At 75.1% G+C, this 25124-nt stretch carries 26 protein-coding genes; 11 read left to right on the forward strand and 15 right to left on the reverse strand.

Annotated features, from left to right (window positions below):
- Positions 1–705 carry a FadR/GntR family transcriptional regulator gene (locus HUT06_RS17105; protein ID WP_176196646.1) on the forward strand — a complete coding sequence of 235 codons (705 nt, stop codon included), beginning with the start codon at positions 1–3 and terminating at the stop codon, positions 703–705.
- A 21-nt stretch (positions 706–726) separates the two neighbouring features.
- On the opposite strand, the gene HUT06_RS17110 is transcribed toward HUT06_RS17105, so the two are convergent.
- The 6 genes from HUT06_RS17110 to HUT06_RS17135 all read right to left on the reverse strand — a co-directional run bounded on the left by HUT06_RS17110 (position 727) and on the right by HUT06_RS17135 (position 4051).
- On the reverse strand, positions 727–1578 hold the full coding sequence (locus HUT06_RS17110) for a DUF72 domain-containing protein (RefSeq protein WP_176196647.1): 852 nt from the start codon (positions 1576–1578) through the stop codon (positions 727–729).
- Positions 1579–1589: 11 nt separating this feature from the next.
- On the reverse strand, positions 1590–1844 hold the full coding sequence (locus HUT06_RS17115) for an alpha/beta fold hydrolase (protein WP_176196648.1): 255 nt from the start codon (positions 1842–1844) through the stop codon (positions 1590–1592).
- 4 nt (positions 1845–1848) lie between these two features.
- The gene (locus tag HUT06_RS17120; RefSeq protein ID WP_176201424.1) at positions 1849–2451 is read right to left on the reverse strand and encodes an arylmalonate decarboxylase; all 603 of its coding nucleotides are present in this window, start codon (positions 2449–2451) and stop codon (positions 1849–1851) included.
- A gap of 25 nt (positions 2452–2476) precedes the next feature.
- Entirely contained in the window at positions 2477–2623 is a 147-nt protein-coding gene (locus HUT06_RS17125) for a hypothetical protein (protein WP_176196649.1), read from the reverse strand.
- A 160-nt stretch (positions 2624–2783) separates the two neighbouring features.
- The gene (locus tag HUT06_RS17130; RefSeq protein WP_176196650.1) at positions 2784–3566 is read right to left on the reverse strand and encodes an SDR family oxidoreductase; all 783 of its coding nucleotides are present in this window, start codon (positions 3564–3566) and stop codon (positions 2784–2786) included.
- Complete coding sequence (locus tag HUT06_RS17135) at positions 3563–4051, reverse strand: hypothetical protein (RefSeq protein WP_176196651.1); 489 nt, start codon at positions 4049–4051, stop codon at positions 3563–3565. Before HUT06_RS17135 ends, HUT06_RS17130 begins: the two co-directional genes overlap by 4 nt.
- A 251-nt stretch (positions 4052–4302) precedes the next feature.
- On the opposite strand from HUT06_RS17135, the gene HUT06_RS17140 reads away from it, so the two are divergent.
- Positions 4303–4794: a neocarzinostatin apoprotein domain-containing protein gene (locus HUT06_RS17140; RefSeq protein WP_176196652.1), complete on the forward strand. Its 492-nt coding sequence runs from the start codon at positions 4303–4305 to the stop codon at positions 4792–4794.
- On the opposite strand, the gene HUT06_RS17145 is transcribed toward HUT06_RS17140, so the two are convergent.
- Positions 4763–5257: a hypothetical protein gene (locus HUT06_RS17145; RefSeq protein ID WP_176196653.1), complete on the reverse strand. Its 495-nt coding sequence runs from the start codon at positions 5255–5257 to the stop codon at positions 4763–4765. The genes HUT06_RS17140 and HUT06_RS17145 overlap by 32 nt on opposite strands.
- 180 nt (positions 5258–5437) lie before the next feature.
- On the opposite strand from HUT06_RS17145, the gene HUT06_RS17150 reads away from it, so the two are divergent.
- Positions 5438–6304, forward strand: coding sequence for a universal stress protein (locus HUT06_RS17150; protein ID WP_176196654.1), 867 nt, complete (start codon positions 5438–5440; stop codon positions 6302–6304).
- A 3-nt stretch (positions 6305–6307) separates the two neighbouring features.
- Here the strand turns inward: HUT06_RS17150 and HUT06_RS17155 are convergent, their stop codons facing one another.
- The 4 genes from HUT06_RS17155 to speB all read right to left on the reverse strand — a co-directional run bounded on the left by HUT06_RS17155 (position 6308) and on the right by speB (position 11047).
- Positions 6308–7723 carry an MFS transporter gene (locus HUT06_RS17155; RefSeq protein WP_254715232.1) on the reverse strand — a complete coding sequence of 472 codons (1416 nt, stop codon included), beginning with the start codon at positions 7721–7723 and terminating at the stop codon, positions 6308–6310.
- Positions 7724–7897: 174 nt separating this feature from the next.
- Positions 7898–9325: a DUF6297 family protein gene (locus HUT06_RS17160; RefSeq protein ID WP_176196655.1), complete on the reverse strand. Its 1428-nt coding sequence runs from the start codon at positions 9323–9325 to the stop codon at positions 7898–7900.
- Positions 9322–9921, reverse strand: a complete 600-nt coding sequence (locus HUT06_RS17165; RefSeq protein WP_217711320.1) for an ABC transporter ATP-binding protein — start codon at positions 9919–9921, stop codon at positions 9322–9324. Before HUT06_RS17165 ends, HUT06_RS17160 begins: the two co-directional genes overlap by 4 nt.
- Before the next feature lie 79 nt (positions 9922–10000).
- Positions 10001–11047, reverse strand: coding sequence for an agmatinase (gene speB, locus HUT06_RS17170; RefSeq protein WP_176196657.1), 1047 nt, complete (start codon positions 11045–11047; stop codon positions 10001–10003).
- Positions 11048–11458: 411 nt separating this feature from the next.
- Here speB and HUT06_RS17175 point away from each other — a divergent pair, with 411 nt between their 5' ends.
- The 3 genes from HUT06_RS17175 (at position 11459) to HUT06_RS17185 (ending at position 16417) form a co-directional block, all read left to right on the forward strand.
- Positions 11459–12955, forward strand: coding sequence for an MFS transporter (locus tag HUT06_RS17175; RefSeq protein ID WP_176196658.1), 1497 nt, complete (start codon positions 11459–11461; stop codon positions 12953–12955).
- Between the two features lie 209 nt (positions 12956–13164).
- Positions 13165–15552 carry a CoA transferase gene (locus HUT06_RS17180; protein WP_176196659.1) on the forward strand — a complete coding sequence of 796 codons (2388 nt, stop codon included), beginning with the start codon at positions 13165–13167 and terminating at the stop codon, positions 15550–15552.
- Between the two features lie 106 nt (positions 15553–15658).
- Positions 15659–16417, forward strand: coding sequence for a MarR family transcriptional regulator (locus HUT06_RS17185; RefSeq protein WP_176196660.1), 759 nt, complete (start codon positions 15659–15661; stop codon positions 16415–16417).
- Between the two features lie 42 nt (positions 16418–16459).
- Here the strand turns inward: HUT06_RS17185 and HUT06_RS17190 are convergent, their stop codons facing one another.
- A complete protein-coding gene (locus tag HUT06_RS17190; protein WP_176196661.1) occupies positions 16460–16777 on the reverse strand; it encodes a hypothetical protein in 318 nt (105 codons plus the stop codon).
- Between the two features lie 41 nt (positions 16778–16818).
- On the reverse strand, positions 16819–18363 hold the full coding sequence (locus HUT06_RS17195) for a class I adenylate-forming enzyme family protein (RefSeq protein WP_176196662.1): 1545 nt from the start codon (positions 18361–18363) through the stop codon (positions 16819–16821).
- 301 nt (positions 18364–18664) lie between these two features.
- Between HUT06_RS17195 and HUT06_RS17200 the strand changes: the two genes are divergently transcribed.
- Genes HUT06_RS17200 through HUT06_RS17220 form a run of 5 tightly spaced genes read left to right on the forward strand, consistent with a single transcriptional unit; the run spans position 18665 to position 22487 of the window.
- Complete coding sequence (locus HUT06_RS17200; RefSeq protein WP_176196663.1) at positions 18665–19828, forward strand: thiolase family protein; 1164 nt, start codon at positions 18665–18667, stop codon at positions 19826–19828.
- Entirely contained in the window at positions 19825–20244 is a 420-nt protein-coding gene (locus HUT06_RS17205) for a Zn-ribbon domain-containing OB-fold protein (protein ID WP_176196664.1), read from the forward strand. The genes HUT06_RS17200 and HUT06_RS17205 overlap by 4 nt, the downstream gene beginning before the upstream one ends.
- A gap of 29 nt (positions 20245–20273) precedes the next feature.
- Positions 20274–21620 carry an amidohydrolase family protein gene (locus tag HUT06_RS17210; protein WP_176196665.1) on the forward strand — a complete coding sequence of 449 codons (1347 nt, stop codon included), beginning with the start codon at positions 20274–20276 and terminating at the stop codon, positions 21618–21620.
- A 9-nt stretch (positions 21621–21629) separates the two neighbouring features.
- Positions 21630–21950: a hypothetical protein gene (locus HUT06_RS17215; RefSeq protein ID WP_176196666.1), complete on the forward strand. Its 321-nt coding sequence runs from the start codon at positions 21630–21632 to the stop codon at positions 21948–21950.
- 27 nt (positions 21951–21977) lie between these two features.
- The gene (locus HUT06_RS17220; protein WP_176196667.1) at positions 21978–22487 is read left to right on the forward strand and encodes a DoxX family protein; all 510 of its coding nucleotides are present in this window, start codon (positions 21978–21980) and stop codon (positions 22485–22487) included.
- Between the two features lie 5 nt (positions 22488–22492).
- On the opposite strand, the gene HUT06_RS17225 is transcribed toward HUT06_RS17220, so the two are convergent.
- Positions 22493–23896 (reverse strand): amidohydrolase family protein, encoded by a 1404-nt coding sequence (locus HUT06_RS17225; RefSeq protein WP_217711321.1) that lies wholly within the window; start codon positions 23894–23896, stop codon positions 22493–22495.
- The gene (locus HUT06_RS17230) at positions 23893–25110 is read right to left on the reverse strand and encodes a CoA transferase (RefSeq protein WP_217711322.1); all 1218 of its coding nucleotides are present in this window, start codon (positions 25108–25110) and stop codon (positions 23893–23895) included. Before HUT06_RS17230 ends, HUT06_RS17225 begins: the two co-directional genes overlap by 4 nt.
- Positions 25111–25124 lie beyond the last annotated feature (14 nt).

Here is a 25124-nt window from a genome sequence, read left to right on the forward strand (position 1 = left end):
ATGATGGACATCCCGCCGGCCGGGTTGCACGGCAGCGTCCTCGACCGGCTGGGCATGCTGATCACGTCCGGCGAGCTCGGTCCGGGCGCGGTGCTGCGGATCGAGGAGCTGGAGTCCCGGTTCGGGGTGTCCCGGTCGGTGGTGCGGGAGGCGATCCGCGTCCTGGAGTCGATGGGCATGGTCACCAGCCGCCGCCGGGTCGGCGTCACGGTCGCCGAGCGGGTGCGGTGGAACGTCTTCCACCCGCAGATCATCGGCTGGCGGCTGGACGGCGCGGGCCGCGACGAGCAGCTGCGCTCGCTCGGCGAGCTGCGCCGCGGGCTGGAGCCGGTCGCCGCCGCGCTCGCCGCCCGCCGCGCCACCCCCGCGCAGTGCGGCACGCTGACCGGCGCGGTGATGGACATGGCGGTGCACGGCCGGTCCGGCGACCTGGAGGCCTACCTCACCGCGGACGTCCTCTTCCACCGGACGCTGCTGGAGGCGTCCGGCAACGAGATGATGGCCGCCCTCAGCGGGCTGGTCGCCGCCGTCCTCGCGGGCCGCACCCACCACCACCTGATGCCCGCCCACCCCGAGCCGGCCGCGATCCGCTGGCACGCGGAGGTGGCGCAGGCCGTCCAGGCGGGCGACGCCGGCGCCGCCGAACGCGCCATGCGCGACATCGTCGACGAGGCCACGCGGGCGATGCTCGACGCGGGCGAGTGACGTCCGGACGCGCGTGACGTCCTAGAAGAGGGTGGGCGGCTCCGCCGGGACGGGCTCCGGCAGCGGCTCCACCTGCGGTGCCAGGGCCCGCACCTCGCCGTGGAAGCGGCGGGCCAGCGCCAGGGCGTCGGCGTTGTCGGGAGTGTGGACGAACACGGTCGGCGAGCGCCCCTCGCGCACCCACCCGGCGGCCTTCTCCACCCAGAACCGCCAGCCCTCGACGGTGCGCTCGGTGTCGTCCCGGCCGAGGTAGCGGACGATCGGGCGGTCGGTGAGCGCCGCCGACCGGCGCGGCACGCGCGGCTTCTTCGTCCAGGCGTCCCGTTCGGCGTCGCTGGTCGGCGGGCTGGTGAAGAACGCGGTGGTGTCGAACGGCACCCACTCGGCCCCGGCCCGGCCGAGCACCCGCTCCAGGTCGCGGGCGCTCCGGTCGTCCTCGAAGAAGGCCCGGTGCCGGACCTCGACGGCGTACCGGTGTTCGGCGGGCAGGCCGCGCAGGAAACCGGCCAGCGCGCCGAGGTCCCCGGGGCCGAACGAGCTCGGGAGCTGCACCCAGAGCGCGTGCGTCCGCGGCCCCAGCGGCTCCATCGCCCACAGGAACGAGCGGAGCTGCTCGCCGGCGTCCGCGAGCCGCCGCTCATGGGTGATCGCCTTCGGCAGCTTCAGCAGGAACCGGAAGTCCGGCGGGGTCTGCTCCGCCCACGACTCCACCGCGCTCCGCGCCGGCGTCGCGTAGAAGGTGGTGTTGCCCTCCACCGCGTCGCACCAGCTCGCGTAGGCGCGCAGCCGCTCGGCCGGAGGCAGCGCCGGGGGCAGGAACCGGCCCTGCCACCGCGCGTGCGCCCACATCGCGCACCCCACATGAACCCGCATGCCGCCCGACGCTACCGAACCGCCGCCTTCCGGACGAAGTCGAGCAGCGCGGCGGCGAAGTCGCCCGGCGCGCGCAGCCGAACTGGGAGCCCAGGCCGTCCACCGGCGCCTCGGGCGTGCCGGCCGAGCGGCGGCAGGACGTCCTCGAAGACGCGGGACGACAGCGGGGACTCGTGGAACAGGCCGATCCACGGCCCCGCGCCGCCGCTCCGCCGGTAGTGGACCTGGCCCCACTCGGTGTCCGCGTAACCGCCCTCGGTCCCCATGCGGTCAGTGCTCGCGCAGGAGGGTGCCGGCGCCGTGGACCTTGTCGCCGATCCCGTTGTCGCGCAGCGCCATCCACCAGGTGGCGGCGTTGATCGCGATGACGGGCAGGCCGAGCCAGCGCTCCGCCTCGTCGGCCGTCGCCACCATCGACAGGTTGGTGCCGCACTGCACCAGCGCGTCGACCTCGCCCGCCGCCAGCTCGCGGAGCGCGGCCCGCAGCTCCGCCTCGGTGACGTGCGCGATCGACACGGCCGTCGGGCACTTCAGCCCGATGATCCGGTCGACCGCGAAGCCGAGCTCGGTGAAGAACCGGCGGACGTTGGCGTCGCCGACCGGCTGGTACGGGGTGACGACGCCGATCCGCCGCGCCCCGAACAGCTTCAGCGCGCGCTCGCACGCCTCGGCGCCGGTCGCGACCCGGAGGCCGGTGATGTCGTGGATCCGCTTGACGAACTGCTTGTTGCCCTCGACGCCGCCCCAGAACGTCTCGGCGGACATGCCCATCACCATGGAGTCCGGCTCGCAGGTCAGCACCCGCTCGCAGGCCGCGCCGATCTCGTCGCGGATCTGCTCCAGCAGAGGATCGTCCACACCATCGCGGGCCAGGTGTCGCGCAGCGCGGCCGAGGCCGTCAGCGCCGCGACGAGCGGGACGGCGAGCACGGCCGGATGCCCGGCCGGCGCAGCTCCCGCGCCAGTGCGTACGCCAGCAGTGTGAAGCCGATCGCCAGCGGCGGGAACAGCGCCTCGTGCAGCCAGCGGACGTCCGGGCCGTCCATGGCGACGATCAGCTTCCACGTCGCCTTGGCGAACCCGCCCGCGACGACGAGGGCGGCCGCGGCCGGATCAGCGGGTGCCTGTGCCGCAGTAGGGCCACCCCCGCGGCGGTGAGCGCCACCGGGACGTAGTCCTCGGCGGCCAGTGCGATCGGGTAGTCGCTCATGGCCGGTCGCCGAACAGGTCGCGCTTGCGGACGGTGCCGAGCAGGAACCGTCCCATGATCTTGGGAGTGGTGAGCCAGGCGACCGTGCCGCCGTTCTTCGTCCCGGCAAGGATCTTGCCGGCCAGCCAGGGCGCCACCGTCTCCACGCGGTCGGCGAGGATGTTGAAGACCTTCTTCGCCCTGGCCAGCTCCTCGGGGGAGTAGTCCTGGAGGAGCAGGTCGGTGACGACCATGCCGGGGGACAGGTGCGCCACCTTCACCGGCCCGCCCTTGACCTCCTTGGCCAGGCCGGAGGTGAGGTAGTCGGTGCCCCGCTTGGTCGCGCCGTAGGCGATCAGGCCGGGGACGGTGCGGCCGTCGCTGCCGAGCCCGGCCATGTTCCACACCGTGCCGCCGCCCTGCGCGGCCATGCCGCGCACCGCGACGGCGCTGCCGTGCATCACGCCGAGCAGGTTCGCCGACACCACCGCCTCCAGCTGCTCGGGCGGCAGGTCGGCGAGCGGGCGGCGGGAGGTGGAGACGCCCGCGTTGTTGATCCAGTGGTCGACCCGCCCGAACGCGTCGGCGGCGGCGTCCCACAGCGCCTGCACCTGGCCGCGGTCCGCCATGTCGCAGACGACCCCGATCGCGCCGCCGCCGAGATCGGCGACCGCCTTGTCCACCGGCTCCCGCGACCGGCCGCAGATCGCGACGCGGGCGTCCCGGGCGAGCAGCTCGCGGGCGAGGCCGAGCCCGATCCCGCGCGTCCCGCCGGTGACGACGACGGCCGCGCCGGTCACGCGGCCTCCCAGGCCAGCACCCCGTGCAGGACGCTCGTCAGGACGTTGCCCTTGAACAGCTCGTACACCACGGCCATCGTCTCGCCGGCGGTCATCCCGGGCGCGGCGTCGACCATGTACTCGCGGCCCTTGAGCTTCCACACGTCGGTGAAGTGCAGGACGGGGTAGTCGGCCCGGCCGAACGCCTGCGCGTTGCCCCACGCGTCCGGGCCCTCGAAGAAGGAGCGGAACCCGCCCCGCCTGGCCTCGACGGTGCAGGTCCGGTCGATCGCGCCGGTCCAGGTGATGTGGCGGCGGGTGCGCAGCAGGTCGAGGGGCTCCAGCTCGATCGAGACGGTGACCTCGCCGGCCGGCTTCTGGTCGGCGCCCCACAGCTCGCACGTCCCGGACGTCTTCCCCGCGCTGCGCGGCACCGGCGGGGAACCCGCGTGGGCCCTGACCGAGGCGCAGCGGAACCTGGTCTCGCTCGCCGAAGCGCTGCTCACCCGCCCCCGGCTCCTGCTGGTGGACGGCATCGCCGCCGGCCCGTGCGCCGGCGCCGTCCACGCCGTGCTCCGGCGGCTCGCCGCCACCGGCACCGCCGTGCTCGTCGCCGGGCCCGCCGCGCCGCAGATCCAGGCGCTCGCCCGCCGCGCCTACACCGTCGGCCGCGACGGCGTCACCGAGATCCCCGTCCCGTCCCCGCGCCCGCCGCCGCCCCTCCGGCGGCGGCCCGCAGCACCGGAGGTTCCGCCCAGTGATCGCGATCGCCCTCGCCGCGGCGCTGCTGAGCGCCCCGGCCCTGCCCGCCGCCGGCGCCGCGCCCGCGCCCGAACTCCAGGTCAGCCGCAGCGCCGACCTCGCCGAGGGCGCCACGATCACCGTCACCCAGAGCGGGTTCCGGCCGGGCCTGAAGTCGGTCGCCGTCGGGCTGTGCCGGGAGGGCTACACCAACGGCCTCAAGGACTGCGTCCTCGCCGTCACCGCGCCGGGGAACCAGGGCCCCAACTCGGCCGAGATCCCGCTCACCTTCGCCGCCGCCGGCAGTGGCGGCAACGGAGGCGACGGCGGGCACGGGGGCGGCGGCGGTACGGGCGGCGGCTCGACCCCGACCGGTGGCGGCGGCGACCTGCCGAACACCGGCAGCCCCGACGGCGTCCCCACCTACGCCCTCGTCGCCTCCGCCCTCGTCATGGCCGGCGGCGCCGCCCTGCTGATCATCCCGCGCCGTCGGAAGGGGCACTCGTGAACCTCGGCACCGGGACCTCCGGCGTCCTGGTCTCGCCCCGGAAGGCCAGCTCCGCGAGCCCCTCGGCCGCGCAGATCTCCCCGAACGCCTCGGCGTTCGTCGGCGGCACCGCCGCGTCGGGGAACGCGTTGTAGACGCCGGTCAGCCCCTCGCTCACCACGAAGTCGAGCGCCGCCGCCGCGATGAAGCTGCGCGGGGAGGCGTCCGCGTCGCCGGTCGTCGGGCTCCGCTCGTCGATGACCGTGCCGGAGCCCGCGCCGTAGACCGACGTCGAACTGGTGAAGACGACCCGGGGATGGACGGCGGCGGTGGTCCGCGCACTGGCGACCAGCGTGTCGGCGTACTCGGCGACCCGCTGTGCTGCGTCGAAGGACCGCGACAGGCGTGGGCCGACCATGAGCACCACCGCGTCGGCCCCGCGCGCCGCCGCGGCGACGGCCGCCCGGTCGGCGCCGCGCAGCACGGCGACGTCGGCGCAGACCGCCGCCAGCTCGCCGGCGCGCTCGGGACGTCGAGCGGTGGCGCGGTCCCGCAGGGGGCGAAGGTCCCCTCTTCGCCGGACCGACGCCTCTGCCCGGGGCGGCGGTTTGCCCGTGAGTCTGGAGGTGACCGGACAGAGAGACGCATGCCTTGGGGGGACTGCATGAACGCACAGCCGATCACCGGTGTCGTCGCGGGCTTCGACGGCTCCGAGAACGGGATCCGGGCCCTGGACTGGGCGGCCGACGAGGCCCGCGTCCGGGAGGCGCCGCTGACGGTGATCCACGTGTGGAACGCCTACCAGGGCGGTCCCGTCGCCGTCCCGGCCCTGGACCTGCGGGCACTGGCCCAGCAGACCCTGGACGGCGGTGTCGAGCACGTCCGCGAGTCCGCCCCCGGCCTGCCCGTGCGCGGCCTGCTCGCCAGCGGACCCGCCGCCGCCACGCTGATCGAGGCGGGGCGGAGCGCCGACCTCATCGTGCTGGGCCCCCGGGGCCTCGGCGGCTTCGCCGGGCTGGTGCTCGGGTCGGTCAGCGCCCAGGTCGTCGCGCACGCCGCCTGCCCGGTGGTGATCGCCCGCGGCGGCCGCCCGCGCACCGGCGCGGGCCACGTGGTGGTCGGCGTGGACGGCTCACCCGCCTCCCGGGCCGCGCTCGCCCTCGGCTTCGCCGAGGCCGAACTGCACGGCGCGTCCGTGCACGCGGTGACCGCCTGGGCGTCGGCGCCGCCCGAGGGCCTGCCGCCGCTGGTGGACGCGGCCGGGATGCGGGACGCCGCGCGGAAGCGGCTGGCCCAGCTGATGATCCCGCTGCGCGAGCCGCGGCCCGGCGTGGACGTCCGGATCTCCGTCCTCACCGGGCCGCCGCGCGACGTCCTGCTGGAGGCCGCCGCCGAGGCCCGCCTCCTCGTCGTCGGCTCCCGGGGCCTCGGCGGCTTCCGCGGCCTGCTGATGGGGTCGGTCAGCCACGCCCTCGTCCAGCACGCGCCCTGCCCGGTGGCGGTCGTCCACGTGACCGGCGACCCCGGGTAGCCGTCACCCGGCGGCCTCCGCCGGCGCATCGGCGGGCATGGAGATCCGCCGGACGACGAGCGCCGCCGCGCCGAGACCGGCGACGGCCGCCAGGGCGGCGGTCAGGAACGGGTCGGCGCCGTCCAGGGCGGGCGCGAACCCGACGCCGACGTACAGGGTGACCCCGGTGGAGCCGCCGAGCTGGTCGGCGGCCCGCTGGACGCCGGAGGCCATGCCCGCGTCGTCCTCGGTCACGCCGGTCACCGCGACGTACTGCAGCCCGACGATCCCCAACCCCATCCCGGCGGCGATGAGCACCATGGCGGGGACCAGCGCGGGACCGGCGGCCCCGAAGCGGGCGACCAGCGCGATGGCGGCCATCGCCAGCGCGGTGAAGCCGATCCCGGCGAGGACGCAGCGCCGCGCGCCCCACCGTCCGAGCAGGCGGGGCACCAGCGCCGACGCCGCGATCAGCGACACCGCCAGCGGCAGCATCGTCAGGCCGGCCCGCAGCGGGCCGGCGCCCGCCCGGTCCTGGAGGTAGTAGCTGAACAGCAGGAACGAGGCGGACAGCGCCGCGCTCAGCAGGGCGGTGGCGAGGTTGGCCAGGACCCGCGTCCGGTTGCGGAAGAACCGCAGCGGCACGAGCGGGTCGGGCGCGCGGCGCTCGACCCGGACGAACCCGGCCGCGGCCGCCGCCGCCCCGGCCAGTGCGACGGGTGGCAGCCAGGCGGGCGTGCCGTCGGCCGCACCGGCCTCGACGACCCCGAGGGTGAACAGCAGGGGCGCCGCGGTCAGCAGGACCGCGCCGGGCACGTCCAGCGGGGCGCGGCCGGCGGGCCGCTCGCCCGGCACGAGCGGCACCGCGGCGGCGAGCACGACCAGGATGAACGGGACGGAGATCAGGAAGATCCACCGCCAGCCGAGCAGCTCGGTGACGATCCCGGAGACCACGAACCCGAGGACGAGGCCGCAGCTGGCCACGGCCGCCCACACGCTCAGCGCCCGCGACCTGCGCGGCCCCTCGGGGAACAGCAGGACGATCACCGCCATCGCCGCCGGCAGCGCGAGCGCCTCACCGGCCCCCTGCAGCAGCCGGGCCGCGACCAGCGCGGAGAAGGACGGCGCGAGCCCGGCCAGCAGCGACGCCGTGCCGAACAGCGCCGTGCCGAGCAGCAGGACGCGGCGCCGGCCGAGCATGTCGCCGAGCCGACCGCCGAGCATCAGCAGCCCGCCGCCGGTGATCGTGTACCCGACCACGACCCAGGTCAGCGCGTGGCCGTCGGCGCCGAGGCCGGCGCCGATCGACGGCAGCGCGACGTTGACCACGGTCACGTCGACCGCGATGAAGAACTGCAGCATGGCCAGGCAGCACAGCACCAGCCACGCGCGCGCCGGGGACGATGCGTCCCGGCGCGCGGAGAGAATGCCTGAGAACACCGAGTGCTCCGTTGCTCAGAAGAGGTTCCGAGCAGCACGAACGTGCCGCTTCGGCTGAACGGCGAAGCGGCCGGACGTTCAAGGAGAGGTGGAGGAACGCCCCGCCGCTAGCGGAGCGCCCTCGTCACCGCGGCGCAAGAGGCCGCGCACGAAGCGGCTGACATGGCGCCGATGCTATCCGGCGACGCGCGCCACCGCGATCTGGAGGACGCAGAACGCGGTCAGCAGGGCGGGCCCGCGGGCGAGCTGCAGGAACAGGCCCATCGGGATCGGCGGGAACAGCCCGAGATCGATGAGGCCGCCGCTGTAGTCCAGCGACGGCCGGGTGGCCGCCCGGTAACCGACGGCCACCGCCCCCGCGGCCGACAGCGCGGCGGTGAGAGCGGAGACGCCGGGCACCGTCGCCGCCGTCACCGCCGACCAGACCACCGCGCCCGCCGCGGGGACCACCAGGTGGGCGAGCATGAGCGAGCGGTCCGAGCCGCCCAGCGCCCTGCGGATCGCGGGGGAGCGGGCGACCAGGCGGAGCCCTCCGGCCAGCCGGTCCACGGCGAGGAACGCCGCCACCATGTGCACGGCGGGCAGGAAGGCCGCCAGGCCGGCCACGTGCGCCGCGTAGGGCACCGCCATCAGCGCGGCCCACACGAACAGCGCCGGGCGCGTGCGCAGCACACGCGCCAGATCGACCCTCACCATCGCGGCGAAACGGCCCCCGCCGATGGACGCCGGCTTGACCCTGACGACGGCGCGCGCGCGGCGTTCCAGCGCGATGGACCAGAAGAACGTGAAGTCCACGGACAGGACCGACACCCGAGCCGCCCTGGCCAGCTCGACCCCCGGCGAAACGGCGGCCCGGGTGACCCCGCCCAGGCTCCCGCGCGCGACGGCGACGGCGATGGCGGCCACCACCAGCGCGGCGGACGCGCAGGCCGTGTACGCGTTCGCGCTCGCCTGTTCCAGCTCCGTCAGCAGCTGACCGGGCCGGACGATCGGAATCGCCGCCATGGCGGCGGCGAGCGCGTAGGCGGCCCCGCCGAGGACGCGCTGGACGCCGCGCAGCGACCGCAGCCTCACCTGGGCGAGCACGCACGCGCAGGCCGACACGGCACCGGCCGCGGTCCACAGCGCCAGCCACGGTGCGAGCGGCACCGCGAGGCCGGCCGTCAGCACGAACGCCGTCCCGATCGCGGCGGACGACGCCGCGCCGGCGGCCACGGCGGCGGCGAGCCGGCCGGTCAGCAGCCGCCCCCGGTCGACCGGCGTGCCGAGCAGCCACATGCGCGCGGGAGCACCCGCGTACAGCGGCCCGAACGCCAGCAAGCACTTGGCCACGAGGACGAGGCACAGGAGCGCCGCGGCGGCGGAGACCAGCCGGACCACCGAGGTCTCCGGCTCGGCGGCGGCCGCGCCGTCCCGGCCGAGCCCGTCGCGCACGGCCCCCACGGCGAAACCCCCGAGCAGCGCGATGTAGAGAACGCGTTCGAGGAGCAGGGAGAGGACGTCCGCCCGCGTGCGCCGCGGCCTCCCGGAACGCAGTCTGCGGCGCAGGTCGCGGGCTCCGGGGACGGCGCCGGCGGCGGGCCGCACATCGACGGCCGTCACGCGGGGATCTCGACGGTCCGGTCGGCGGCGGCGTCGATCAGTTCGCTGTCGTGGGAGGAGAACAGCACGCTCACGCCGGAGGACTTCTCGGAGTTGAGCCGCGCCGCCAGCCACGCCCGTCCCTCGGCGTCCAGGCGCTGTTCCGGCTCGTCCAGGAGCAGGAGGCGGCGGGGGCGCACGAGGCAGGAGGCCAGGCCGAGGCGGTGCCGCTGGCCGCTGGACAGCGTGGCGGGCAGCCGGTCCGCCGCCGCGGCGAGCCCGAGTTCGTCCAGCAGCGAGCCGACCGTCCCGTCCGGGTCGGCCGTGCCGTGCGCCCAGGCGTAGAGCCGCAGGTGGTCGACGACCGACAGGTCCGGGAAGTAGTCGGCGTCGTCGAGCAGGCAGGCCATCGCCGCGCGCACCGCCGGGTCCGACTCGCGCAGCCGCGCGCGGTCGAGTTCGATGCTTCCCTCGTCGACGGTCTCGACCCCGGCGGCGCACTTCAGGAGCGTCGTCTTCCCGGCGCCGTTGGGGCCGACGACGGCCACCGCCTCGCCGGGCCGGACGGTGAAACTGATCCCGTCCAGGACGGGCACACCGAAATAGGACTTGCGCACGCCCGAGACACGAAGAAGCACTGCCGTGCCCGTTTCGACCATGAATGTAATCTAGGGCAGCGTTCTCGCCCTCCAGGAATTACCCTTCCCGGCCGTCGGAGGTGCGGCCGTCGAGGAGGGGGCGGCGCGGGTCCCAGGTGGTGCCGTCGCGGGCGTCGCGGCGGCGGCGGGCGAGGCCCGACAGCGCCTCCAGCACCACGCGGTTGGCCAGTGCCGAGGTGATGTCGGCGTGGTCGTAGGGCGGGGACACCTCGACCAGGTCGACGCCGGCGACCGGCAGCTCGTAGGCGATGCGGCGGACGGCGTCCAGGAGCTGCCGCGCGGTCAGCCCGCCGGGTTCGGGCGTGCCCGTGCCGGGGGCGTGGCCGGGGTCGCACACGTCGATGTCGACCGACAGGAACACCGCGTCGCAGTCGTCGGTGGCGATCTCGAACGCCTCCGTCAGGCACGTGTCCAGGCCGCGCGCGACGATCTCGGTCATCTCGTAGGAGCGCATGCCCTGCTCGGCCATCCAGGCGAGCGTCTCGGGGCCGGGCCAGTACCCGCGCAGGCCGAGCTGCAGGAACCGGTCGCCGCGCACGGCGCCGGACTCGATCAGCCGCCGCATCGGCTGGCCGTGCCCGACCAGCGAGCCGAACGCCACGTCGCCGGTGTCGGCGTGCGCGTCGAAGTGGATCATCGAGACGCGGCCCGCGCCGACGTGCTCGGCGACGCCCGCGGCGTCGGGCCACGCGATCGTGTGGTCGCCGCCCAGGACGAGCGGGACCGTCCCGGTACGCGCGACGGCGGAGACGGCCTTCCGCAGGTCGCGGACGGAGCGCTCGGCGTCACCGGAGTACATCTCGACGTCGCCGGCGTCGTAGACCGTGAGGTCGCCCTGGAGGCCGTCCACCCGCAGGGCCAGCGACGGCCGCGAGCCCCTCTGGGGGAGGTAGCAGGTCGTCCGGATGTGCTGCGGCCCGAACCGGGTGCCCGGCCGGTGGGACGTGCCGCCGTCGAACGGCGCGCCCAGGATGACCACGTCGGCATCGGCGTAGGTGGACGGCTCCGACCAGGTGCATCGCGGCACGCCCAGAAAGGTGGTGTCGGGCCCGAACTGCGGGCCGTACCGTTCCGACAAGGTCATCTTCCCCCGAATGTATTGTGCCGTTGCGCGGCGCGGATGCGCGTATATCGGGGAGCCTAAGCGTTCCCTGTTAAATGCGCCGTCAGAAAGCGGTAATGGCGCCCGGCATCGAATTGCCGGGTGCGCCGAGGTGCTGGGGCGTCGTTGCGGTGGCCGTCCTCGATCAACGGAGGTCGCTGAGTCTAAAGTTCCCTGGCTGGTCGAGGGCTACACCCGTACTTGCAGGAAGTTTCTGCCGGGAGGGTTGACGAACGCCACGAAGCATCGTTCTATTAGTCACAGCCGGAATGGGACCCAGCCCACGCCAGATGGCCCGCCGACGCCGCAGCCGCGCCCCGCGCCCGGGGCGCGAGGGCGCCGCCGGGCCCCGACTGCACCGCACCCCACCCACCTCGGAAAGTCGGTACGGCCATGCCCGGAACCAGATCGTCCAGACCCGCCGCCCTCCTGATCGCGGTCCTCGTGCTCGCCGAGACGGTGTCGGCGTTCGAGACCACGATGTCCGTCCAGCTGCTCTACGCCCAGCTGCCGTTCTTCGGCACCGACATCAGCAAGCTCACCTGGATCGTGACCGCGTACATGCTGGTGGCGGCGGCCGCCACCGGGGTGTGCGGCCGGCTCGGCGACCAGTTCGGCCGCACCCGCGTGCTCAACATCGTGCTGCTGGTCTCGGCGGTGGGCTCCATCGTCAGCGCGGTCGCCCCCGACCTGGACGTCCTCATCGTCGGCCGGGGCATGCAGGGCGTGTCCGGCGCGGTGCTGCCGCTGGTGATCGGGCTGGCCCGCGAGACGCTGCCGCGGGAGAAGGTCACGACCGGGATCGCCGTCGTCAGCGCGTCCGCGCTCATCGCCGGCGCGTCGGGCATGCTCGTCGCCGGGTTCATCCTGGACCACCTCGACTGGCGGCTCATCTTCTGGTCGGCGGTGCTGCTGGCCGCGCTCGCCATGGCCGGGATCCGCGCCGTCGTCCCGAAATCCGCGGCCGCGACGCGCGACCCCGGAAAGGTCGACTACCTCGGGGCCGTGCTGTTCTCGGTCGCCGTCGGGACGACCCTCTACGGCGTCACCAAGTCGAGCGAGTGGACGTGGAACGACTCCCGGACGCTGGGCTTCCTCGGCGCCGGGTTCGTCCTGCTCGCCCTGTGGACGGTCTGGGAGCTGCGCGTCCGGCACCCGATGATGGAGGTCCGGCGGTTCGCCAACCCCAAGTTCGCGATCGGGATGCTCGCCACGGTGATCATCGCCTTCGGCGTCTTCGGGCTCAGCCAGGTCATGCCGACGGCCGTGCTGCGCACCCCGACGCACCTGCCGGTGCCGGGCGGCGACCCGATCGACCTGCCGGTCGGGCTCGGCCTGACTGCCACCATGACCGGGCTGGTGGGCGGCCTCGGCGCGCTCGTCGGGTTCGCCATCTCGCCGCTGCCCGGCCGGATCTCCCGCCGCCACGGCGCGGCCCGGACGATCATGATCGGCTCCGCGGTCGCGGTGGGCGCCTTCTGGTCGGTCGTCCACCTCCACACGACGCTGGGCGGCTTCATCGCCTTCACCATCGTCAGCTCGGTGGCCGTCACGTTCTGCTACGGCGCCCTGCCGACCCTCATCGTCGAGTGCGTCCCGCCGGAGGAGACCAGCGCCGCCGTGGGGATGCAGGCCGTGGTGCGGACGACGTTCCAGGGCGTCGCCGCGTCCTTCTCGGGGGTCTTCCTCGCGCGGGGCGAGATCAAGGTGGGCGACCTGGCCTTCCTGAGCGAGAAGGGGCTGGGCACGCTCGCCGTCGCGGCCGTTGTCGCCGCCGTCCTCGGGTTCCTGCTCGCCGTCGCGGCGTCGCGCTACCGCGAGTCGATGCTCGCGGGCGGCGACGGGGCCGCCGCCCGCGCCGGCCGGGAGCCGGCCGTCCGGCTCGACTGAGGACTCCGGGCGCCGGTGCCCTCCCGGGGCGCCGGCGCCCGCGAGCCATGACGATTAGTCCACTCGGCTGCTGGGTGATTGATCTGCGGTTACCTGCGGAAACGTAGACGTAGCTGCGTTCTTGCTCCTTGCCAGGCGCAACATATGAGTATCTAATAGTCTTAGATCGCATGGCGAGACTCAGACCACCTCGACGTTGTGAGGATCCGATGCCCAGCCCCCTCCCGCTCGCTGACGTCCGTGTCCTGGAGTGCACCGGCGGCATCCCGGGCGCGTACTGCGGAAAGATGCTCACCGACGCCGGCGCGCAGGTGGTGAAGCTGGAGCCGCCGGGCGGCGACCCGCTGCGCGCGTGGAGCGCGTCGGGGGACCCCGCCCCCGGCCCGGGCGAGCACGCGCCCCTGTTCCAGTACCTGGCCGCCGGCAAGCGGTCGGTCGTCGCGGACCGCGCGGACGCGCCCGCCGCGCACGACCTGATCCGCGGCGCGGACGTCGTGGTCGTCGACGGGACGGGCGGCTGGGACCTGGCGCATGTGCGGTCCCTCCTCGCGGGCGGTGACGGGGCCGTGCTCGTCAGCATCACGCCGTTCGGCACCGAGGGCCCCTACGCCGACCAGGGCGTCCAGGCCAACGAGTTCATCCTCCAGGCGATGTGCGGGTCGATCGAGGGCCGCGGCTGGCCCGGCGAGGAGCCGCTGCAGGCCGGCGGCCGGATCGGCGAGTGGGTGGCCGGGGCGTACGCGGCCTTCGCCGCCGCCGCCGGGTTCCGGCGGCTCCGGCGGACCGGCGGCGGCGACGTCTTCGACGTGTCGGTCCTGGAGGCGATGGTCGTCACCATGGGGGGCCTCGGCGCCGTCGGCGCGGAGGTGCTCGGCGCCGACGCCCCGGCGGCGGGCCGGAACCTGGAGATGCCGTCGATTGTGCCCACGGCCGACGGCCTGGTCGGCTTCTGCACGATCACCGCGCAGCAGTTCGCGGACTTCCTCGTCCTGATCGACCGCGCGGACCTGCTCGACGACGCCGAGCTGGCCTCGTTCGCCGGCCGGATCAGGCGGCGCGAGGAGTTCCTGGAGATGGTGCACGGCTGGGCGGCCACCCGCACCACCGCCGAGATCGTGGAGCTCGCCGCCGCGCTGCGGATCCCGGTCGCCCCGATCGGGACGCCCGAGACCCTGGCCGACATCGACCAGTTCCGCGAGCGCGGCGTCTTCGTCAAGAACGCGCTCGGCCACCTCCAGCCGCGCGTCCCGTACCGGGCGAGCGCGTTCGAGGCGGGCCCGCCGGGGCCGGTGCCGGAGCTGGGCGGCGACACCGGCGCGGTGCGCTGGCCGGCGCGCGAGCGCACGTCCGAGCCGGGCGCGGCGGCGGACCGGCGGCCCCTGGACGGGGTGCGGGTCGCCGACTTCACCGCGTTCTGGGCCGGCCCCACCGCCACCCAGCTGCTGTCGGCGTTCGGCGCGGACGTGGTCAAGATCGAGGGCCTGCGCCGGCCGGACGGCATGCGGTTCTCCGGCGGGCGCCCGCCGACCGTCGAGCAGTGGTGGGAATGGGGGTCGGTCTTCCTCGCCAGCAACAACGACAAGCGCGGGCTCGGCCTCGAGCTGAGCCTGCCGCGGGCGCGGGAGATCGCGCTGCGGCTCATCGCGGGCAGCGACCTGGTCGTCGAGAACTTCTCCCCGCGCGTGATGGCGAACTTCGGGCTGGAATGGCCGGAGGTGTCCGGCGCCAACCCGCGCGCGTGCATGGTGCGGATGCCCGCCTTCGGGCTCGACGGACCCTGGCGGGACCGGGTCGGGTTCGCGCAGACGATGGAGCAGGCGAGCGGCATGGCCTGGATGACCGGCCACCCGGACGGGCCCCCGATCATCCCCCGCGGCGTCTGCGACCCGGTCGCCGGCGTCCACGCGGCCTTCGCGGCGGTGCTCGCCCTGGAGAGCCGCGACGCGACCGGCCGGGGCGTGCACGTCGAGGGGACGATGGTCGAGGCCGCGCTCAACGTGGCGGCCGAGGCGCTGCTGGAGCACACCGTCCGCGGCGTGACGCCGCGCCGCGACGGCAACCGCGGGCCGGGCGCCGCGCCGCAGGGCGTGTACCGGACGGCCGGCCCCGACGAGTGGGCGGCGGTCGCCGTGACCGACGACGCGCAGTGGCCCGCGCTCGCCGCCGCCATCGGCCGCCCCGACCTCGCGGGCGATCCCGGCCTGGCGACCCGGGCCGGCCGCGCGGCCGACGCCGCGCGCGTCGACGAGGCCGTCGCCGCGTGGGCGGCGGGAGTGGACGTCGCGACCGCCGTCGCGGTGCTGCGGGCGGCGGGCGTCCCGGCCGCGCGGGTGACGCCGGCGCGCGACGTGCTGGACGACGAGCACCTGCGCGCCCGCGGGTTCTGGGAGCACGTCCGGCACCCGGTGGCGGGCGAGTTCCGCTCGACCGGGCTGCCCTTCGGATCCAGGACCGTGCCGTCCGGGTGGGTCCGCGACGCGGCTCCGCTCTTCGGCGCGCACAACCGGGAGGTCCTGGCGGAGCTGGGCCTCGGAGAGCGCGAGATCGCCGCCCTGGAGGAGGACGGCATCATCGGCTCCCGTCCCGCCGGCCTGTGACCGGCCCCACCGCCGGCCCTGTTGCCGGCGCCGCCACCGGCGCCGCGGCGGCGCGGCGGCGATCCGCGCCGCCGGCGCCCCGGCGAGGGCTACGATCGCTCGCAGGATGACGGCGACCGGCGGGAAGGGCGACGTGGGATTCGAGGCGGCCTGGGACACGGGCGACGACGCGGCGGGGGAGGGGGCCCGCGCGGCGCCCGGTGCCGGCTACCCGGACCTGCCGACGACCGCGTACCTCGTCCTCGGCGTGCTGATCGTCACCGACGAGTCGCTCACCGCGGGCGAGATCAAGGTGCGCTCCCAGCACACGGTCGGGCACTTCTACTGGGCCCCGGCCGTCAGCCACATCCGCCGGGAGCTGGCCCGCCTGATCGAGCACGGGATGGCGGCCGAGCGCACCATCCACGTCGGCCGGCGCAAGATGACGGTCTACGAGTCGACGGCGCGCGGGGAGCGGGCGCTGCGCGCGTGGGCGGAGGCCCTGCCGGGCGACGAGCCGGTGATGACCAAGCATCCGCTGATGCTCAAGATCTGGCTGGCCGGCGACACCGAGCCCGCCCGCGTCCTGGAGGCGATCGACCGCTACCTGGACACCGTGCAGAAGTCGATCGACGAGCTGCAGTGGGCCCAGAGCAGGGGCAGGGAGCTGGGGCTGCTGGACGACCCGAGGTCCCGGTACCCGCAGGCGGTGACCATGTACACCCTGCGCTCGCTCTACGCCGAGATGGCGAACATCCGGCAGTTGCGCGACGACATCGACTGGAACATGGGCGACGCCTACCAGAAGTACGCCGACCATCCGAAGACGTCCGTGCGGCGCAGGGTGCGGCCTGAACCGGGCACGGAGCCGGCCGAGGACGGCTGACGCGCCCGGCCGGCCCGTGCTCGCGGGTCAGTCGCTCGCGGGTCAGTCGCTCGCGGGCAGCGGCTTGGCCTCCTTCACCACCAGCGGCGTGTCGCCGTCGGAGAGCGTGCCCGCCCCCGGGCTGGTCACCAGCAGCTCAAGGGAGTCGTCGTCGGGATGGGTGTACCGCTTGCCCAGCAGCGACCCCTGGTCGAACGGGCTCCGCGGCTCGCCGCCCGCCGCGCGGTCGGCGGAGGCGGACATCGGCACCCCGCCGCAGCGCAGGTCGAGGGCGGACGAGCCGGGCCGGACGACGATGACCCCGGTGCCGCACACCTGGCTGTGCAGGCGCGTACCGGGCTTGATGACGGTGTCGGTCAACTGATTCTCCTGTCCGGATCGGGTGTCGGTGGGGCGCTCGGTCAGGCGAGCGCGGTCGAGCCGGCTGCGAGCCCGGCGACGATCTCGCGGCGCAGCAGCTTGCCCGTCGGGGTGTAGGGCAGCTCGCTGCGGAACACGACCTCGTCGGGCGTGCGGGAGCCGCGCAGCCGGGCGCGGACGAAGGCGCGCAGCTCCGCCGCCAGGTCCGCGCCCGCGGCCGCGGCCGGGCCGGCGGTTCCCGCCGGTCCGGCGGGGACGACGACGGCCACCAGGCGTTCTCCCCAGTGCGGGTCGGCCGTCCCGACGACGGCGGCCTCGCGCACCGCGCCGTGCAGCAGCAGGACGTCCTCGATCTCGGCCGGCGCGATGTTCTCGCCGCCGCGGATGATCGTGTCGTCCGCGCGTCCCTCCACGTACAGGTAGCCCTGCTCGTCGAGGCGCGCGAGGTCGCGGGTCGGGAACCAGCCGGCGGCGTCCAGCACCGACCCGAGCCCGGTGTACTCGCCGGAGACCTGCGGCCCGCGGACCCACAGCTCGCCGGTCGCGCCGGCGGGCACCGCGCGGCCGTCCTCGCCGCGGATCTCCGCCTCGACGCCGGGGACGACGCGGCCGACCGAGGCGAGGCGGTACGCCTCCCCGGCCGCCACGGCCGCGCGGTGGTCGGCGGGGCCGAGGACCGCGATCGTCGAGCTGGTCTCGGTGAGGCCGTACGCGTTGACGAAGCCCGTCGAGGGAAACGCCTCCAGGGCCCGGGTGAGCACCGGCAGCGGCATCCGGGCCCCGCCGTAGGCGAGCGAGGTGAGGCTCGGGCAGTCCGCCGGGCGGTCCCCGAGGTGCTCCACGATCCGGGCCAGCATCGTCGGCACCACCATCGCGTGGCTGACCCGCCGGGTCCGGACCACGTCGAGCCAGCCCTCCGGCGTGAAGTCCGTCAGGTAGGCGGCCTTGCGGCCGGAGTAGGCGTTGGTGAGCACGGCGCCGATTCCGGCGATGTGGTACGGCGGGACGCTGAGGAGCGCGCAGTCGTCCGCCGCCGCCGCGTCGAACTCGACGGTCCCGAGGACGTAGGCGAGCAGGTTCGCGTGCCGCAGGACGGCGCACTTCGGCGCGGACGTCGTGCCGCTGGTGAACAGCAGGACCGCGGGGCTCTCCTCGGACGCCGCCGCCGAGGCCGCCCCCGGCGCGTCCTCGGCGCCGGGGGACGCGAGGAGGTCGAACCACTCGCCCGTGGTGATCGACGCGACCGCGTTGCCGGGCGGATCGAGGCGGTGGGACGGGTCGGTGACGAGGACGGGCGCGTCGAGGCGGGCGATCAGCTCCCGCAGGGCGGGCTCCGCCAGGCGGTAGTTGAGCGGGGCGAAGGGGACGCCGGCGCCGGCGGCGGCGAACAGCAGGGCGGGCACCGCCGGGGAGTTGACGCCGATGAACGCCAGGGTGCGGCCGCCCAGCCGCCCCAGCAGCGCGCTTCCGGCGTCGGCCACCTCGGCGAGCCGGCCGAACGTCACCGGATCGCCGGCGCCGGGCAGCAGCGCGGTGCGGCCGGCGCCCGCCTGCGCGGCCATGTCGAGGATGAGGCGGATGGTCATGCGGACTCCATGGCTCGTCATCACCCAAGCTTTCTTGAACTATTAGTCACTCATGATGGTCACACAGCGGCCGTCGGAGCGCCAGCCCTCCGGCCCGCGTTCCGGTGGCGACGGGTGCCGATCTCCCAGGATCGAGCGGCGACAGTCGCCGATTAGCAGGGGTTTCACAACGCCGCCCCGTCGTGGGGCAATCCCGCGATCACGGGGAAATGCCCCCTTGACAGGCCCGAAATCGATAAGTCTAATAGTGCATAGCTGCTAGTGATCTACAGCACATCGCCCGACCCCCTAGGAGTTACGAGTGAGGGCATCGAACCGCCGGGCCGTCATCGCCGGGGTGCACAACACCCGCCAGGCGCGCCGCCTGGAGGAGGAGACCTCCCGCAGCCTCATGGTCACGGCGGTCCGCGGCGCGCTGGACGACGCCGGGCTGGCCCTGTCCGACGTCGACGGCGTCAGCGCCATGGCCGACAGCACGTCCCTGATCTACGACCTCGGCGCCGGGCCGGCCTGGCAGGGCCAGGACTTCGGCGCCGGCATGTTCGCCGAGGCCGCCGCCGCCGTCGAGAAGGGCTACGCCGAGGTCGTCGTGCTGGTGGCCGCCCAGGCCGGCGGCTACACCGACCGCGCGGCGACCGCGCCCTGGACCCGTCCGGAGAACGAGTTCGTCGCCCCCTGGGGCATGTTCACCGCCGCCGAGTTCGCGCTCATCGCGCGCCGCCACATGGAGATCTTCGGGACGACCCGCGAGCAGATGTCGCGGGTCGCGGCCACCATCCGCAACAACGGCGACCGCAACCCGGAGGCCGTCTACTACGGGCGGGGCCCCTTCAAACCCGCGGACATCACGGCGTCCCGCCCCATCGCCGAGCCCTTCCACCTGCTCGACTGCGCCATGACGTCGGAGGGCGGCTGCGCCGCCGTCATCACCACCGCCGAGCGGGCCCGCTCCCTGCGCCGCCCCCCGGTCCACGTGCTCGGCGCCGGGGTCGACTTCTTCGGCCCGTCCTACCAGTTCCCGCCGAGCTGGGACCTGCGCGGCCGGCGCGACGCGCCGTCCAACGGGTGGGCCGGCCGCCGCGCCGGCGACCTCGCCTTCCGGCAGGCGGGCCTCGACCGCGCCGACGTGGACGTGCTGGAGCTCTACGACCCGTTCTCGTTCGAGATCATCCGCCAGCTGGAGGCGCTGCGGTTCTGCCCCGAGGGGGAGGGCGGCCCGTTCGTCGAGGACGGACGCATCGAGCTGACCGGCAGCCATCCCGTCACCACCGACGGCGGCCTGATGTCGTTCAGCCACGCGGGCGCCAACCCCCAGATGATGCAGCGCGTCATCCGCGGCGTCCAGCAGCTGCGCGGCGACGCCGGGCCGCTGCAGGTGCCCGGCGCGCACGTCGCCCTGTGCACCACCGGCGGAGCCGGCGCCCTGTTCACCGGCGTGATCCTGTTGGGAGACGACCTGCCATGACGACCCGGCTGCGAGCCCAGACCCGCGACCTCCCGCACGCCGTCCCCGGCGAGGTGACCGCCCCCTTCTGGGAGGGGTGCGCGCGGGGCGAGTTGCTGTTCCAGCGCTGCGGCCGGTGCCGCGCGATCACCTTCCCGCCGAGCGAGCACTGCCGCGGGTGCCTGGCCCGCGAGCAGGTCTGGGAGGCCAGCGCCGGACGCGGGACCCTCTACAGCTGGACGGTCGTCCACCGGCCGGTCACGCCCGCGTTCGAAGCGCCCTACGCCGCCGCGATCGTCACCCTCGGCGAGGGCTACCAGATGCTGACCAACGTCATCGACGCCGCACCCGAGGACCTGCGCGCCGACCTGCCCGTCCAGGTGTCGTTCCGGCGCGCCGGAAGCGACCTCTGGCTCCCCTACTTCGTCCCCGCCTGACCCCGGAAGACCGAGCGAAGGGTTCCCCCATGCACAAGGACGACTTGATCCTCATCAGCGTCGACGACCACATCGCCGAGCCCGCCGACATGTTCGAGGCCCACGTCCCGCAGAAGTACCGGGACCGGATGCCGCGCGTCGTCCTCGAACCGGACGGCGTGCAGCAGTGGTACTACGGCGACCTCCGGGGCCGCAACATGGGGCTCAACGCGGTCGCCGGCAAGCCCCGGGAGATGTACAACATCGACGCCAGCAGCTACGACGAGATGCGTCCCGGCTGCTTCAACGTCGACGAGCGCGTCCGCGACATGAACGCCGGCGGGCAGCTCGCCGGGCTGAACTTCCCGAACTGGACGGGCTTCTCCGGCCAGGTCCTGAACCAGGGCCCGGACCGCGAGACCAACCTCGTCATGATCAAGGCGTACAACGACTGGCACGTCGACGAGTGGTGCGGCGCCTACCCCGGCCGGTTCATCCCGTGCGGGATCCTCCCGCTGTTCGACGTCGACGAGGCCGCCAAGGAGATCCGCCGGCTCGCCGCCAAGGGATGCCACGCGGTGACGTTCTCGGAGAACCCCGAGGCGCTGAAGATGCCCAGCATCCACACCAGGTACTGGTATCCGCTGTTCGAGGCGGCCAGCGAGTGCAAGACCGTGCTGTGCACGCACATCGGGTCGTCCTCGCGCGCGCCGATGTTCTCCAGCGACGCGCCCGCGAGCGTGGCCATGACCGGGTCGTCCATCATGAGCGCCTACACGCTGCTCGAACTGGTCTGGGCCGAGTTCTGGGGAGACTTCCCCGAGCTGCGGTTCTCGCTGACCGAGGGCGACATCGGCTGGATCCCGTACTTCCTCTGGCGGGCCGAGCACGTGCAGAACCGGCACTCGGGCTGGACGAAGGCGACGTTCCCGCGCGGCTACGACGGCCCGTCCGACGTGTTCAACAGGCACATCCACACGTGCTTCATCGCCGACAAGGTCGGCCCGAAGGTCCTCGACTGGCTCAACACCGACATGGTCTGCTGGGAGTCGGACTACCCGCACTCCGACAGCAACTGGCCGTTCGCGCCCGAGGACGTCATGGAGACCCTCGGCCACCTCGACGACGCGGTCATCGACAAGATCACCCACGAGAACGCGATGGCGGCCTACTCCTTCGACCCGTTCCGGCACATCCCGAAGGAGAACGCCCGCGCCGGGCACCTGCGCTCGCAGGCGACGGACGTCGACGTCGTCACGCACGTCGGGCGCGAGGCGAGCCAGCGCGACCTGGACGCCTGGGCGCGGATGACGAGCTTCGCCCACGCGCACCCGGCGAAGGTCACCGGGGACGCCGACATCTCCGGGCGCGCCGAGAAGCTCGGCGAGAACGTCTAGGGACGCGCGATGGGCAAGAGCCTGTGCGTGCCGCCGCGACCGGGTGAGCTGTGCGCGCCCATCCGGCTGCGGCTGCCCGGCGACCACTCGACACAGCAGCTGACGTCCCGGCACCGCGTGACCGGCGTCGAGACGGACGGCGGCGCGGTCGTCGTCCGGGTGGAGATCACCGACCCGGCGACGTCCCGGCCGATCGACGTCCGGTTCGACGTCGTCCCGCCGGGGGAGCGGCCCACCGCGCGGTCGGTGCTGCTCGGCACCGCCGACCTCGCCGCCGGGCCCGCCGAGGTCTACGGCACCTACCTGGGAGTGGTCGCCGATGAGAACTAGGGGCCGGACGGCGAAGAGGAACAGGGCATGGAGGTAGACCTCGGCGCGCTGATCGTCCGGCTGGCGCTCGGGCCGATGCTGATGGTGCACGGCTGGAACAAGGTCTTCGGGCCGGGCGGGCTCGCGGGGACCACCCGCTGGTTCGCCGGCCTCGGCCTCCGGCCGGCGTGGCTGCACGCGCGGCTGGCGGCCGGGACCGAGCTCGGCGCCGGGCTCCTGATGACGCTCGGGTTCCTGGCCGGCCCGGCGGCCGCGGCGTTCGTCGGCCTGATGACCGTCGCGGCCCTGACCGACCACCGCGGCAAGGGCTACTTCGTCTTCAAGGGCGGCTGCGAGTACACCGTCCTCGTCGCGATGGTCGCCGTGGGCCTGGCGGTGCTGGGCCCGGGCGGCTACTCCGCGGACGCGCTGCTGGACGTCGATCTGGCCGGCCCGCTGTGGGGGGCGCTGGCCCTGGTCGCGGGCCTGGCCGCCGGCGTCGGGCTGCTCCTCGCGGCGCGGCGCCCGGAGAGGGAGGCGAAGGCCCCGGCCGGCTGAGCCGGTCACTCCCCGGCGAGGCGGCCGCCCGCGATGGTCGCCCGGACAACGCCGGCCGACAGCCGGCGCAGCGCCTCCTTGAGCGGGACGTGCAGCAGCACCAGGTCGGCGGCCTCTCCGACGGACACCCGCCGGGGAGGCCCGCCGGGGTCGTCCGGCCCGGTGAGGAGGGAGCGCAGCGCCGCCTTCGCCGGAACGGTCTCGTCGCGGCCGACGACCGCGCCCGAGCGGGCGGTGCGTTCGGCGGCGGCGGCCATCACGGCCCAGGGGTCGAGCGGCCCGTAGGGCGCGTCGCTGGACAGCGCGACCGGCACCCCGGCGGCGAGCAGGCTCCGGCACCGGTACAGGTCGGGCACGTCCCCGGCCGGGACGCCGCGCAGGTAGTCGTCCCCGCGGTCGGCGAGGAACCCCGGCTGCGTGACGACCCGCAGCCCGCGCCGCGCCAGCTCCGCGACGGTCTCCGCCGGCACGAGCGCCGCGTGCTCGACGCGGTCGCCGTCCAGGGTGCCGGCGTCCTCGAAGGCGGCGAGCAGGAGCAGCAGCGCCTCGCGGGTGACGCAGTGCACGGCGACGGGGCGGCCGTGCCCGTGCACGAGCCTGATCCTCTCGACCAGGTCATCGAGCGGCGGCAGTCCCGAATCCGCCAGGACGATCTTGTAGGGGCCGGTGCTGAGGCGCGGGTGCGGGCCCGTCCGGGCGTCCGGCGGCAGCCCCAGGAGGTGGACGCGCTGGGGGAGCGACCCGTCGGACACGGCGGCCTCGATCGAGGCGACCGCCTCCGTGCCGAGGTCGGGCGTCGCGTCGGTGACGGCGGTCAGGCCGAGCCGTGCCAGCTCCCGTCCCACCGCGCCCAGATCCACCGGACGGGCGGCCGGAAGGCGCGTGCGCAGCCAGCCGTCCGCACGCCAGAGCCGCCCGGTGGGACGTCCCGCCGCGTCCCGCTCGATGCCGGGATGATCGGCGGAGCCGAGGCTGGCCGCGCGCACGGCCGCCGAGTTGAGGATCCACAGCGCCCCGCTGCGGTGCTGGACCCGCACCGGGCCGTCCGGCCGCAACGCGTCGAGGACGGCGGCGTCCAGGTCCCCGGCGACGCTCTCGGCGTAGCCGACGCCGCGCACCCACCCGTGCTCGTCCGGCACCGCGTCCCGCAGCACCGCCGCGAGCCGGTCCGGCCCGGTCACCTCGGGCGGCCCGCACAGGACCGAGCGCCGCCGCGCCGCCAGCGCGTGCAGATGCAGGTGGTGGTCGCACAGGCCGGGGAGCAGCGCACCGCCGCCGCACTCCAGGACTTGCTCGCCCGGCCGCCGCGCCAGCGCGCCGCCCATCTCGGTGATCCGGCCGCCGGACACACGGACGTCGGCGCGCTCCCGCCCGCCGGTCTCGGCGCCGCGCAGCAGCAGCCCGCTCACGGGACGGGGACGCCGAGGCCGGCCAGCACCTCGGCGGTGTCCCGCCCCATCGCGGGGGCCGTACCCGGCGGTTCGCGCCGTGCCGGCTCGGCGACCGGCACGCCCTCCACGAACCACGAACCACCGCGCTGGACGGCCTCCGCGCTCGCCACCGGATCCCCGCCCGGAAGGGTCGCGGCGACCACGCCGGCCATGGCGACGTCCCACAGGACACCGCCGCCGCCGGGCGGCGCGCCGGCGGCGAGCGCGGCGGCGGCCAACCCGGTGAGAGGGTCGGCGATGGCGTCGCCGCAGAACAGCGGGGCCATGTCCCGGTCCCGGCAGACGAGGCCGGCGGCGGCGGCCACGTCGTCGCCGAAGCCGATCCGGTCGTGCGCCCGCCCGTACGCCGTGATCGACACCCAGGTGGTCCCGGCGGCGACCGCGGCCTCGGCGTCGAGGCCGAACCGGGCGAGCGCACGGGGCCGGGACGCCTCGATGACGATGTCGGCCGCGTCCACGAGCGCTTCCAGCGCCCGGCGCCCGGCGGGCTCCGCCGGGTCGAGCACCACCGAGCGGTGCCCGGCGTGCAGCAGGTCGTAGAAGCCGGAGTGGCCCCGGCGCGCACCGTCCGGGCGGGCCGGTGTCTCGACCTTGACGACGCGGGCGCCGGCCGAACCGAGCAGGTGCGCGCACAGCGGGCCCGCCCACAGCGCGCTGAAGTCGACCACCAGCGCGCCCTCCACCGACCGGGGCGCCCCCGGCGCCGGGACGCGCGCCGGCCACCCGGCGACGGGCCCGGCGGCGACCCCCAGCAGCCCGGCGCGTTCGGCCAGCTCCGCGCCGGTGTGCGCCCGCAGCCAGGGAACGAGCACCGGCCACGGATCACCGTCCACGCGGGCCTCAGCGAGGGCGCCGAGGAGCGCGGGATCGTCGGGCCGCGCGCAGGACACGGCGGCCCACCCGTCCGCCGTCGGGAGCAGCCGGCAGGCGCCGCCCGGAGACGTGCGGCCCCGCCGCCGGTGCCCGGTGAAGGCGGCGCGCTCGGACAGCAGCCGCGCTCCGTCCACCCCGAAACGCTCGCCCAGCCGGGCGGCCACCGCCGCCGCGTTCCCGGGCGGCACGAGAGGCGGCCCGCCCGCCGCGCCGCACAGCGGCACCACCCCGGACGACGCCCAGCCCGCCGAAGCCTCCGGCCCGCTCATCGGCCACGACGCGTCCCCACCCGGCGGCATGGCCTGACGATACA

Source organism: Actinomadura sp. NAK00032 (assembly GCF_013364275.1).
Lineage (GTDB): Bacteria > Actinomycetota > Actinomycetes > Streptosporangiales > Streptosporangiaceae > Spirillospora.